A 13,424-nucleotide genomic window follows, 5' to 3' on the forward strand; every position below is an offset into this window, starting at 1 on the left:
CAAATGTACTAGATGAGTAGGATAGTAGACTTCCAGCAAGAATTCCTGTAGCAATTAATTTGTATTTCAAAATGTAACACCTCTAACAAGTTATTTAAAACTGGTGAATATATCATTTATAGTTAAATTTTAAATAATACGACCTAGAATAAATCCGATTGTCTATATAATACTCTCATTATTTAATTTCCTGTAATCATGAAGGTTTTTCAAGAAAATGCCTAAAAAATATCTTTTTTTCATTTATCTAAAGCATCTTAAAAAATAAAAAAAGACGCTATAAAGGGCGCTTTTTTAAGGCTATCACTACTTTTCACTCACATACTTTAAATGAAAATATAAGTCTTTGTATGTTATTGAATATATAGTTTATTTTTTACTTTAATTCTTGAAAATAGGATGTCGTAATACAGAATCTATTGGATAGGAATTAATAACGTAATAATTTTTTCGACTCTTGGGTTATTAATACTGTAGTATATCTCTAGACCTTTTCGATCCCCTTTTAAAATTTTCCCTTTCATTTTACATAAGTGCTGGGATACAGTTGATTGTGGGAGTTTTAAGATTTGAGTTAGTTGTGTTACATTTAACACTTTATGTTTATAAAGTTCATTAATTATCTTTAAACGCGTAGGGTGTCCCATTATTTTTAAAAGTTCAACTTTTTCTTCAAAATTCATGTACTCTATTTCATGATTCGTAATTATTGTCATAGTAATTCCTCTTCCCTTATTCTTTGTCTTTATATTATTTGTTTTCTAGCTACACGTTCGAATTTATAATTTGAATCTGTGTTATTTGTGTACTTACTATTCGTATTATTTCCGAAAGACTATTTAGTTAATTCAATACTTAGGTGACCATTTGAAGCAGCAACTAACGATAAGTTAGTGCAACTTTTTTTATTAACTCTTTATCTCTTAAATCTTCAATAAGTTCTTTATCAAAAATATAGGTATCTTTTTTTATGAGGCCAGATTTATACTGAGCATCTAAAAACTCCATCTCTTTTTCCCAAATTTTCTCACTTAACTTAAAGTAATTTTCACGCTGCTTTTCTGTTAAGTCAGCTAACCTTTTCGGTTCTTTATTTTGCTCTTTTTCATAATCAACAAGGGTTCCATAATCTTTTTCTAATTTATCTATTTGTTTATATAATTCATCTAACTGTTTCCTGTGTTCCATCAGCGAATTTACTTCTAAGTTTGTAATACTCAGATTAATTGATTTGAAATACATTAGCTTCTCATTGGAAATTTCATTTTTGTTACCTGTATTTGCAAAGGTATTAATTGGTAACACCATTGCTATAACGATAGTTATTGTCGCTATTGTCAATTTTTTCATATTAGTCTATTCCTCTCCGCAATATATGAACTCGTTATAATATCGTATTTTACTTTCACTAAATGTTCTAAAGTAAATTATATGAGACACAATTTAATTAACAAATAATCCACTCGCTATATCTAACAAGGGGAATAAGTGTATGGACAGATTAAATACATTGAAAATAATATCAGTTAATCATCTGTCACCTATATCTTCTCACAAAATTTGATTTTGTAACTTAATAAAAAATCCCTTTGTTAAGAGAAAAAAACGCCAAATCATATGATTGATATTATGCTATACTTTTTAGAGTAAGTATTAAATAAATTTAAAGCCTAATTATCCACTCACCTAAAAAGAACCTAGATTCTTAATAATGAATCTAGGTTCTTTTTTTCATAATTTCTGGACACCTAAAGAAGGAACAATTTGATACTACTTTCAAGGATTTCATTACTTATAATGATTTCTAACAAAATCACCTATATAATAATATGGACTAGCTGTAATTTAGCATATCCCTACTGTTCTCAACTTTATACTGTGATGAACCATTCACAAATATTTTACCCACAATTTTGAAACCTAATTTCCTATATAGCCTGAAACATTCATGTCAGCCCAAAAAGGGGAATCATAGCCCACCTTAAAAACAACATATTTTTCTGTAACAGTGGTACCCACCCCATCACCACCATGCTAAATTTTCGTTATGGGGTATTTTGCTTTTCTTAGATTAATCGTGATGTGGTTGCGCCCCATTCCTATTAATCTAAGAAAATAAGAACATCCCCAAAACGAAAAGAATTCGTTTGGGGATGTTCTTATTTTCTAGTGGATATATGGCGGGACTCCTTCATACAGAAATAAAACATTACTTTACTTCTAAACACAAATACATTGATATGAGGCTAATTGGAATTTTGATTTATCTACTTTCAAAAGGGCCCCGACTGCGTCGTTCCTCTGGAAGGTTACCTCCGTTAGTAGGCTGAGTTTGAGAGTTACTTAACCAATTGTTAAACTCAATCTCAGTTTTGTTAGTAATCTTAATATGAGAGTTGCGTACCGGTTGCATTACGTTACCGGCACCTGTAATATTTCGATATGGACGATCAATAAATTTATTATTACTACTACTTCTAGTAAACACATCTCCATTATCATCAGTTAACCTAAAGTAAATACTATTAGAAGGACCGGTATGTTGAACTAGTCGAAATACTTTAGCATTATTAATAGATTCCGAATATTGAGTACTTGTATCCATCATACATATTCCTGTGAAATACCCACTATCTGTTTTTACCAACACTTTATTTGTCCCCGCTTCATAAGGGGTGATTTTCCAATTTTCTGTAGTACTGGAGTATCCCATATTTATAGTTGCATTCAGAGTATGCGCAGCACCTGCCGTCACCATTTGAACTGCACGGTTATTAAAATCTGTACGAGCTGTATTGTTATTCATAGCATAATTAGAAAGAGTTTCTTTATACACCGGGTGTGAAGTTAAGGTTGCTACTTGTTGTTGTTCTACAGTTAAATATGAAAAGCGGTCGACGCCCAAACCTTTAAATCCATCTAAAGAACTTTGTCCAAATCTTTGTTTATAGAATTCGTCAACAAGAATGTTATTTTGCCCAGTTGTTTTTTCTACATATATAGTTTTTTCTTGATTAAGAGCAACTCCAGTTTTTCCGTCATCTAATTGCGCTTGTGTGATGTAAAGAAGATCGCGATTTGCCAAAGATTCTGCATTAGGATTTAGATCTATAATTGTACCTGCTTCTGTAATTTTAAGCTGTTGTCCTGACTTTAATTGGTGAGTTACAATTTGCCCATCTGGTCTGAGCACTTTAACGGGTTTCGAAAAATTCGAATCATTTTGCGTATGATACATAGAAATATTAAATTCTCCAGTTTGAAAACTAGGAGCTTTATAGGATACATTTTCCGCAAAAGGACCATCATAATTAGAAATATCAGTATGACCAACGCTTGTCGCAACTGCACCATGTATGTCTCTCACTATACCTAATGCGCTTATACTTATCGACATCACTCTTTCTATACTCCTCGCTGCTGCTGTATTTGCTTGGACTTTATTCTCTGCAATAGGGGCTGCAGAAACAAGAATACCTAATGCTGCTGTTACAGGGATAACTTTCTTTCCAGTTTCTCTAAATAGTTTTTTCATTTTTTCCTCCATTGTTGCTCTAGAATATGTATGATATCTCCATCTAATATTAAGTTTATGTACTTTTAATAATACGAGGTATATTCATTTGCTTCTGGTCTCTTTTGCATGTTTATCATCCTTTTTGTTTTATCTTTATATACACCTTATCATCAAATACCATCATATTAATCAGAAAATTTAAATTCCAAAACAAAAGGTCCCCATCCCAATCAACTTAAGAGCGGAAACAAAATAAACTTTCATTCATATAAACGAAAAGACTCTTAAAAGGTTTTGTCCCCTTAAGAATGAGCATATCAAATAAACCTAGGTAAGTATCGTTTTTAAAAATCATGCAGCTTTCTTTTGCTTTCTCAATCCATTGTACTCATAGACGACACCTAAAATATCAAAGACTGTTTTCTTCTCATATCTATGAGATTTTCGCCCATTATTTTCCAGAAGAAGGCTCACCACATTGCTATCAAGCTAAGAAAAGAAACGTTTTCTTTACAGAAGAAAAAACCAATTCATCCCCTACCTTCACTTCGTTTAGTAGAGGGGGCGAATTGGTTAAAATGATAAAAGAAATTGAAACCGTTTATGTCCTATACGCCGAAAAGACGCCATCTTCAATCTAGCACCGTCTTATAATTATTATTAAATTAATCTTGATTAAACGTCCATAATGGGGTGCTTAAGTAACGCTCACCGTTACTTGGAATAATCACAAGTACCTTTTTCCCTTTATCAAGTTTTTTCGCAACTTCTGTCGCAGCATAAATGGCAGCACCCGAAGAAATCCCAACTAAAATTCCTTCTTCACGGGCTACTCTTCTTGCATATTCAAATGCTTGTTCTGCTTTCACTTGAATAACTTCATCATAAATTTCTACATTCAATGTTTCTGGAACAAATCCAGCACCAATACCTTGAATCTTATGCGGACCTGGTTTTCCACCTGATAACACTGGAGAATCTGTAGGTTCTACCGCATAAATTTTAATGTCTTTATATTTTTCTTTCAAAACTTCACCAACACCTGTAATTGTTCCACCAGTACCAATTCCAGCGATAAATACATCTAATTGATCTCCCATTTGTTCGACAATTTCTGGACCTGTGGTCAAACGATGAATTTCTGGATTTGCCGGATTTTGAAATTGCTGTGGCATGAAGTAACCATATTCCTGGGCCAATTCCGTTGCTTTACGAATAGCTCCGCTCATTCCTTCTGCCCCCGGAGTTAATACTATATCAGCACCATACGCGCGTAATAAATTTCTCCGTTCCATACTCATTGTTTCCGGCATCACAATAATTACACGATAACCTTTTGCAGCTGCGATCATCGCTAAGCCAATACCAGTATTTCCACTTGTAGGCTCGATAATTGTATCCGTGTATTGTAATAACCCTTTTTTCTCAGCATTTTCAATCATAGCAAGGGCCATTCGATCTTTTACACTACCACCAGGATTCATATATTCCATTTTAAGGTAAATTCCTGCGCCTTCTTTTTCTAAAATATGATTTAATTTTACAATAGGGGTTTTTCCAATTAACTCTAAAATTGATTGTGCCACATACAACGTTAACACTCCTCTTAGTAAATATTATATATAATTGTATAATAAACTTTATTTTATATTATATTTTTTAGATGTATAAATATTATGTTCACCAGTATGTTCGAATACTTTGAAACACTCCAATTTTTTACCATAAACATGTATTGTAATAGCAATATCTTGTTTATCCACCTCAATGATATGACAATCCGTAGGTGGAAGGATTCGATCTGTTTCTCCTCTTCCTAAAGTTACACTTTCGGTATGTTGCAATTCAAAAACATTATCAGCTATTTTTTTTGTTTGTTTAAAATTGTGAACCTGTATCTGACCAGATAAAACCCCTTCCAATCCCCAAGTACCATCATGATCGTGTAATTTCGTTTTTTGACCATTCTTCCAGACTAAAGCAAGCACTTCAAATCGATTTAATGAATCATGATGTAAGGAATAACGTGCATAACTATTATTATCAGGTACTAGATTCTTAATCATTAGCCAAGAATCCGTTTGAACCAGTTTTCTTAGAAGACCTTCTAATTCATTGAGAAAATTAGGTTTCATTTGTTCGACAACTAAAGTTACTCGTTCAATAAACTCTGTGAATTCTCTACTAGTAGTTTGACTATTAAACATGCTACACTCCGTTTCATCTATAAATATTATTAAATACATATAAATAAAAATTAAAAATATTAATTTAAATTATATCGCCCCGAAAATAAAACGAGCACTACTTTATTTCCCTTTATCAACTGCACTTTCTCACATTTTCATCTAAAAAATTCATTGTATATTTCTGATACCCTTAATATTCCTAACTAAGAAGGTAAAAACAACCTCCTTCTCTAACTAAGGATATTTCTTTAATACTATAAGTATGAAAAACTATTACTCCCCTAAAAAGAGATCATAAATGATTTCTTTTTTTTAATGAGGTTTTATCATTTTAGCCAGGAAGACTCTTTCCTCAAGGAACGCGAAGTGAGTAGGTGGGAGATGAATTTCGGTTTGGCATAGCCAACAACTTTTGATAAACTAGCTATATGAAGTTCTTTGATAACTTGATATAGGAGGTTGCAGGAAGAAAATAGAGTGCGAAAACCAAGCCATTCGGTTCCTGCGTAAAATATTAACCGTACCAAGAGAGCGTCCAAGCGTTGGACATCTAGGGGTGGAACACCCCGAAGTAACGCTCAGGGAGACGAAAGGTTACTTTCGTCGTGGAACTGAGAAGCTCCCACTTCATGCTTTGCTAAATGGCGAGTAGTTCACGTGGATCTCCTTCTTTTCCTGAAAGGAAATTTGGGCCTGCTTTTAGTACTACTTTATTGGTCCCTTTCTTATATGGAATAATTTGATACCCCACCCAATTTAATGTAGAATCTAGGATTGCAAGAGTTGTATCTAGAATTTAATCAGCATTTCCTAATATATGCCCTAATCTGTTATAAAAATCTGCAAGAGCTTCAGAATTATTCATAACATAATTAGAAAGAGTTTCTCTAGATACTGGACATGAAGTTAAGGTTGCTACCTTTTTTTGTTCCTCTGTTAAATGAGAAAGGAGATCTGTCAATACACCTTTAAATCCATCAAGAGAATTTGCTCCATATTTTTTCTTATAAAAGTTTTGAACAAGAATCCTATTTTGCCCCGATGTTTTTTCGACATATATAGTCTTCACTTGGTTAAGGGCAACTCTAGTTTTCCCTTCGTCTAATTGCGATTGTGTGATATAAAGAAGATCATGTTCTGCAACAGATGCTGCAACAGGATTTAAATCTAAGATTGTACCTGCCTCAGTAATCTTAAGCTGCTGCCCCGATTTTAAATTATGAATTTCACTTTTTCCATTTGGATAGAGTACTTTAATCTGTTTAGTAAAATTCAAATCATTTTTTGTATGATGTACAGAGATACTAAATTCACCTGATTTAAAATTAGGAGCTCTGTACGATATATTTTCTGCATAGGGACCAGTATAATCTTTTAAGTCAGGATCTCCTACCTCTATCCCAAGTGATTGATAGATGTCTTTCACTATACCTAATGAGGTAATCCCCACATCAAGTACGGTAGCTATACCCGCGCTAGCCTTATATTCTGCAATAGGAGCCACAGAAAAAAGAATACCTAGTGCTGCTGTTACAGGAATTACCTTTTTTCCAATTCCAACTTTTTTATATTCCATCTTCATTTTCTCCTTCGTTTTTCAAATATTTCAATAACAAGCTATATTAAACATCAAATATCTCGAAATATAAATAATGAAAATTCTGTTTTTTAAATGGGTTATTTTGTATTGTTAGATGGGGGTCCACTAACAAAAAAAGGTTGTCCAAAACTTGGACATACCCTTTTTTTAATTTGCATATTTATATTATGGTTAACAATTAACGGTTACTATAGCATCAATAGTAAATCCTAAACCTAAACCTACATCTACAGAACCAGTAACGTTTTTATCCTGTCAAGATGGGGCACCATAGAAACGTAAGTTATAAGTTATCCATTCATCTTTACTCCCCTTCTCTCTTTTAGAATAAGCTATATAAGATAATAATGAACAAAATAAAACATCCCCCATGATATTTCATGAGGGATGTTTATAGGGAAAAAAGCGAAGTGGAGAATTAAAGAATTAGGGTTCTATTAACTCACACTTGTCTTCTATAGAATCTCACAAACTCGAATTTTGCAACACAACAAAAACTCCCTTTATCTAAAGGAAAAACACCAATTCCTTTCGATGATAATATGATACAATCCCATCGGCACCGTTAGTATTTTTAATAAATACAAAGTTTCATTATCCAATCACCTAAAATGAGCAAAATAAAACATCCCCCATGATATTTCATGAGAGATGTTTATATGGGAAGAAGTGAGTAAAGAATTAGGGGTTCTATTAACTCACGTATGTCTTCTATATAATCTCACAAACTCAAATTTTGCAACACAGCAAAAACTCCCTTTATCTAAAGGAAAAACACCAGACCCTTTCGATGATATTATGATACAATCCCATTCACGAAGATTTAGATTTTTAACGTCTTTATTTTGGTAACCACAACTTGAACATAGCTGACTAGAAACGACGGAAATGATAAAAAAAGACAGACCTTCCAAGGAGGAAAGTCTGTCCAAAAAACAAATACAACGAATCAATCAACTCTTCAATCTCACCGTATAGTATGAGATTAAATTCTATTAGGATTTTACAACCCTATTATTAATTCACGTATTGTTTGCGCCAGAACCAACAAACGAGGTTTTGTTGGATTCTTATTTAAATCATCATGGATAGAATAACTAAAAAAGATAGATATTCCCTTTTATAAAAGGGAAAAATAGAGAAAGAAACTACCAACAAAATTTCAACTAAAAAACGTAGGCTTACGCCTACCGTCATTCATCTCCTACCTAAAATTGATGTTTCACACTTTCGCATTTTTAAGGAAGGAGCCTCCTGTCGGGAAACGATAAGAACATAACCTTTGTCTCATAAATATAATACACTTCAAGCAACTATTTGTTTGAAGTGTATATGTATAAATAAACAGATCCATATGGTAAGTCAATTTTTGAATATACTTTCAAAGAACCTTTCTATTTCCTCCAAAAATGGTATATATAGTGCAAATTCCTGAAATCCATATGCCAATAATTTTTTTGTTTCTGTAAATCGTTCGATATTATCTCTAGTTCCCATGACAACAGTAATCATTCTTTTACCATCTTTTTTAGCTGTTCCCGTAAAACAATACCCTGCTTCATCTGTAAATCCAGTTTTTAATCCATCAATACCTTGAAAATATAGTTTTGTATTGCCATAATAGAGCATTTTATTTGTTGTTTTTAGAATTACACCATTGTGATTCAGTTCATAAGAAGTAAGTTTTGTTACCTCTAATACATTAGGGTAATGTTCCAATAGTTTTTGTGCCAACTTAGCTACATCTAAAGCAGTCATTTTTGATTCTTTATTTTGTTCATTAGCAAGCCCTGTTGCATTCACAAAGTTTGTATGAGTTGATAATTCTAATTGTTTTGCCTTATCATTCATAATCTTTGCAAAATCCCTCTCAGTCTTTGCAATATGTTCAGCTAAAGCAACTGCAGCATTATTTGCGGATGATATTACCATAGCATGAAATAAGTCTAGAACGGTTAAACCCTCTCCAACTTTGACATCAATTTTTGCCCCCTCACTATTTACAGCATTTTGGCTAATGATAACTATTTCATTCCAATTTAAGCTACCATTTTGAATGCGTTCTAGCACAATATATTCCGTCATCATTTTTGACATACTTGCTGGAGCAAGAGGTATGTTATCGTTTTTCTTATAAAGAATTTTTCCTGATTGAGCTTCCATTAAAATAGCGGCTTTTGCCTGAAGAGTAGGCTCTTTTACATAAAATTGATAGTAAAATAACAACATACATATAGGTATTAATGCAATAAAAAGATATTTAAATCTTTTTAAAATATTCATTTTCCAACCTCCATTTAGAGAGATAACACGTTTCTTGTTCTAAGCCGTCAGATAGTTTAGTAAACGTTGTAACAAAAATCTCCCCTTCAAAAAATAATAATTACTTCTTTAATAAGCAAGTTTTTCACATTAAAACCTTACACTATTTAATATAATTTTTATAACGTAAAAAGTTCCTTTTCCAAAAGGAATTTCAGGGGCCTGGTACAAAGATATAACGAAAAACACAAATAAGATAAGAGGCCAAGTGGAATCTTATCTTACTTTGTTACTCCTATCACTTAATGGGTAAATCCTTATCGATTATAAAATATATAAAACATCCCCCATGATATTTCACGGGGGATGTTTGTAAGGGAGAGGCAGTGAATTAAAGAATAAGGGATTCTATTAACTCACACATATCTTCTATATAATCTCACAAACTCAAATTTTGCAACACAACAAAAACTCCCTATGTTAAAGGAAAAAACGTTCGAAAAGACAAAGTTCTTAATCGGCCTCCGTCTTAAATTAATCGTGATTAAATATCTATAATTGAGCACTTTAGTAACACTCAATATTACTTAGAATACTAGCAAATACCTTTTTCTCTTAATCAAGCTTTTTCGAAATTTCTGTAATACCTGAAGGAATTCCAACTAAAATATCTTTTTCATAGCTACTCTTCTTGCATATTCAAATACTTCTTCTGTTCTCATTTGAATAACTTCATCATATAATTCTACATTCAGTGCTTCTGGAACAAATCCTACTCCAGTAACCATCGCCTTTTCTGGTTTTGATCTTGTTAAAACTCCTTTCGAAGTAACTATCTCCTAATCTTACATAAAGATGACAGTGCTGTAAGATTAGTAAAACAAACAAATTATCTACAAAAGCCTTTGTTTCTTGTTGTGAATACACATACCTAAAAATATTCTACACTCTCCATTGCGATTGCACCGACTTCTCTTATAAGCAAACTAAATATTTTAACAGCAAAATACTGGTTCTGTTGCAAAGATTTTCCACACAAAAACCAGCTGATCGATACCCTCTCCAACCTCATTGCATATCAGTGTATTCCTCACGGGATCTGTCGCTCTCTTTTCAAATTTGATTTCACTTGCAATCGTACCTTACCTCTTATCCCATGAGACTTCGGATACTGTCTTTTCCAAAGTACATTCTAATGTCTCTAATTTTGTAATTCCATATTTTCTATTTAGTGCTTGCAATATTAACCAGTTTGCTACATGAACATTACTACTTAAAAATGGCCCATGTAAATATGTACCTATCAGATTTTTATACAGCAGGCCTTCCTTTTTTTCTGTTAAATTATTCCCATATCCTTGTAGAACTTGACCGAGACATTCAAAAGAATGGAATGTTTGGCCACTATGATTTTCAAAACCCGTTATTCTTCCGAATTTTTCAGATTGTACTCTTACATTCCCTACTAATCGCTTCATTGAGCCCGTGTTCTTACATGATGTATAAAATGGTAATACTCCTAAGCCTTGTATAATATTATTGTTTGCAGTTTCATAATAATCTCCTAATAGTTGATATCCTCCACAAATACAAAGTGCTGCTAAACCATCCTCTATTGCTGCTTTCAATTCTTTTCGAATTGAAAGCAATTGTTCTTGAACTATTTGTTGTTCACTGTCACTCCCTCCACCAATAAAGATTAGATCAGCCTGAGATACAGGATAATCTTTTACTTGTTCCACATAATGAATATCGGCTTCTATTCCTCTCCATTCTAATTGCTTTTGTAGAATGGTTACATTCCCACGATCGCCATATAAATTAAGAGTATTGGGAAAGTAATGATAGATAATCAATTTTTTCATAGTACCTCCAGATGTTAAAAACGTAATCGGTCCTTATTATAAATTCTAAGGAAAGTACCCAATTTATATCGTTATTTTTAGTGTCAACTCTCTATTCTGTGTATTTGCAATCTATATACCCTCAGTTAAATTATTAAACGTATATAGATTCCATCTTATTTACGAAGGGGACAGCGTTCCTTCCGTGCTTAAAAATTGCCGGGCTGTATTTAACCCTGTGTAATTACTAATTACGGACGTTTCATTCCCTGCGACAATGCTATTCTGTATGGCAGCAGAAATATTTGGGATAACTTTTATCCTATTCACAGAAATCCCTGCATATTTTAAACGCACTGCAAGGTCATAGGCACGTGTTCCTGCACAAATTATATGGTTTACATTGGATTTGGCTAATAGTTCATAATCTACATCCCAAATCCAAGAGATATCTTTCCCATCAGCAATCAAGTCATTTAAAATAAAAACATATTGTGTTATGTTTTTATTTTGTATGCAATAATCTATCGTACAGTTCATCCCTTGTGGATTTTTAGCTAAGTTTAGATGGTATATATTTTTCGCAATGAGAAACTGTTGCATACGTCCATTGCTCGGGTGATATTCTTTTAATCCTTTGTGAATTTGTTCATAACTAAAACCTAAAAATCCTCCAGTTTTTATAGCCGTTAGCATATTATATGCATTGTATTCTCCCTTCAAATTGGAAGTATAGGTTTGATTTTGTATCGTAATCGTTAAGTTGTTTTGTGATTGAATTGAAGTAACCTCTGCATCTAATACAGGACTACTTATGGAGCATGAACAATAATATTTTCCGAGGTGGCCATAGTGTGTATATGTATATTTCAATAGACGACCACAAAAACAATAGACGGCATCTCTAATATTACTTTTATGAAAATCCCCTACATTTTTCTTTAATCCAAAATACATGGTTTTATTCTTTTGTTTAGTAAAATGTCTACTATATGGATCATCACCATTTAATAACAAGTAAGCATCGCTAGAATGAATAGCGGTTTGTACTTTTGAAATCAGCATATTGATTTCTCCATAACGATCCAGCTGATCCCGAAAGATATTTGTTACAACAATCAATTGAGGCTGTATTTGTTTTAGAACTTCGGTCATTGTCAATTCATCGACTTCGAGAACTGCTACTTTCACGCCTTGTATTTTCCCGCATATATTACTTTTTTTTATAAAAGCAGAGGTAATTCCCTCTAATAAGTTAGATCCTTCTATATTACTGATATATTCACTGTTATTGGACTTGAAAATGGAAGAAACTAAATTACAAGTTGTTGTTTTTCCATTTGTACCGGTAATCAAAACCACGGTTTCCACCTGTGTCGCTAATTTTTGTAATGCATTCTTATATAAGTAATTCAGAATTTCCCCTGGAATGTTAGATCCATTAAAACCTAATTTTTTACTACTATATCCCGCTAACTTTCCGATTAACAATCCTATATAAAATAACAATATTAATCACCTTCCTTGCTCGTCTTCTTCTAATCATTTAAAAAGACACTATTAAAACTATTAAAACGTTCTATGAAATTTCCATTATTATAAGTTTCTTTTATATCTCAAGTGAACCAAAATTCCTGTTCTCTAGTAGAGCAGTTCCTATATCATATAATCTTGTGTTCTGGTGCAAAAGCTTCAAACTAAAGAAGAATAGTCTATCCAAAAAGAACAAGGCTTTTATAAACATACAGCTTATTGTAACCATCAAGCATTTGAATAACTTCATAGAACAGGACCATAAGCATGTGAAACACCGATTTACCAAATCCTCAGGATTTCAAAATCTTTGGCATACTTCACGTACAATCAAAGGAATCGAAACCATCCACGCTTTATATAAAAGAAAGCGCAGTTTACAGCTGAACTGCACCCCAATTGTTGGACACTAACTAACAATTGGAGGTGTTTTTTTATGACCAAATTTACTGCGGAGGAAAAAATAGCTGCTGTTCAAT

Annotated in this window: 8 protein-coding genes and 3 pseudogenes; 1 reads left to right on the forward strand and 10 read right to left on the reverse strand. The window is 32.7% G+C overall.

Going from position 1 to position 13,424, the window contains the following annotated elements; genetic code table 11:
- Positions 1 to 416 precede the first annotated feature (416 nt).
- The 10 genes and pseudogenes from ACQKNR_RS28435 to ACQKNR_RS28480 form a co-directional block, all read right to left on the reverse strand.
- Complete coding sequence (locus ACQKNR_RS28435; RefSeq protein WP_427322563.1) at positions 417 to 716, reverse strand: ArsR/SmtB family transcription factor; 300 nt, start codon at positions 714 to 716, stop codon at positions 417 to 419.
- 163 nt (positions 717 to 879) lie between these two features.
- A complete protein-coding gene (locus tag ACQKNR_RS28440) occupies positions 880 to 1,350 on the reverse strand; it encodes a hypothetical protein (protein WP_427322565.1) in 471 nt (156 codons plus the stop codon).
- Between the two features lie 913 nt (positions 1,351 to 2,263).
- Positions 2,264 to 3,535 carry a cell wall-binding protein gene (locus tag ACQKNR_RS28445; protein ID WP_427322567.1) on the reverse strand — a complete coding sequence of 424 codons (1,272 nt, stop codon included), beginning with the start codon at positions 3,533 to 3,535 and terminating at the stop codon, positions 2,264 to 2,266.
- Between the two features lie 647 nt (positions 3,536 to 4,182).
- Complete coding sequence (gene cysK / locus ACQKNR_RS28450) at positions 4,183 to 5,109, reverse strand: cysteine synthase A (RefSeq protein WP_427322569.1); 927 nt, start codon at positions 5,107 to 5,109, stop codon at positions 4,183 to 4,185.
- Positions 5,110 to 5,157: 48 nt separating this feature from the next.
- A complete protein-coding gene (locus tag ACQKNR_RS28455; protein WP_427322571.1) occupies positions 5,158 to 5,724 on the reverse strand; it encodes a cysteine dioxygenase in 567 nt (188 codons plus the stop codon).
- Between the two features lie 643 nt (positions 5,725 to 6,367).
- Positions 6,368 to 7,288, reverse strand: a pseudogene (locus tag ACQKNR_RS28460) (cell wall-binding protein); the annotation flags it as partial.
- Between the two features lie 1,380 nt (positions 7,289 to 8,668).
- Entirely contained in the window at positions 8,669 to 9,589 is a 921-nt protein-coding gene (locus ACQKNR_RS28465; RefSeq protein WP_427322573.1) for a D-alanyl-D-alanine carboxypeptidase family protein, read from the reverse strand.
- Positions 9,590 to 10,186: 597 nt separating this feature from the next.
- Positions 10,187 to 10,368: pseudogene (locus ACQKNR_RS28470) on the reverse strand (cysteine synthase A); the annotation flags it as partial.
- A gap of 342 nt (positions 10,369 to 10,710) precedes the next feature.
- Complete coding sequence (locus ACQKNR_RS28475; RefSeq protein WP_427322575.1) at positions 10,711 to 11,433, reverse strand: type 1 glutamine amidotransferase; 723 nt, start codon at positions 11,431 to 11,433, stop codon at positions 10,711 to 10,713.
- A 159-nt stretch (positions 11,434 to 11,592) separates the two neighbouring features.
- A complete protein-coding gene (locus ACQKNR_RS28480) occupies positions 11,593 to 12,921 on the reverse strand; it encodes a MurT ligase domain-containing protein (RefSeq protein WP_427322577.1) in 1,329 nt (442 codons plus the stop codon).
- Between the two features lie 211 nt (positions 12,922 to 13,132).
- Between ACQKNR_RS28480 and ACQKNR_RS28485 the strand changes: the two are divergent.
- Positions 13,133 to 13,358 (forward strand): annotated as a pseudogene (locus ACQKNR_RS28485) (DDE-type integrase/transposase/recombinase); the annotation flags it as partial.
- Positions 13,359 to 13,424: the final 66 nt, after the last annotated feature.

This window comes from Bacillus sp. NPDC094077 (assembly GCF_050279465.1).
GTDB lineage: Bacteria > Bacillota > Bacilli > Bacillales > Bacillaceae_G > Bacillus_A.

What these genes read in the sequence shown, in the direction of transcription:
- ACQKNR_RS28465 (WP_427322573.1), bottom strand. Translation starts at nt 9,589, where the DNA reads ATGAATATTTTAAAAAGATTTAAATATCTTTTTATTGCATTAATACCT.
- ACQKNR_RS28440 (WP_427322565.1), bottom strand. Translation starts at nt 1,350, where the DNA reads ATGAAAAAATTGACAATAGCGACAATAACTATCGTTATAGCAATGGTG.
- ACQKNR_RS28435 (WP_427322563.1), bottom strand. Translation starts at nt 716, where the DNA reads ATGACAATAATTACGAATCATGAAATAGAGTACATGAATTTTGAAGAA.
- ACQKNR_RS28445 (WP_427322567.1), bottom strand. Translation starts at nt 3,535, where the DNA reads ATGAAAAAACTATTTAGAGAAACTGGAAAGAAAGTTATCCCTGTAACA.
- ACQKNR_RS28475 (WP_427322575.1), bottom strand. Translation starts at nt 11,433, where the DNA reads ATGAAAAAATTGATTATCTATCATTACTTTCCCAATACTCTTAATTTA.
- ACQKNR_RS28455 (WP_427322571.1), bottom strand. Translation starts at nt 5,724, where the DNA reads ATGTTTAATAGTCAAACTACTAGTAGAGAATTCACAGAGTTTATTGAA.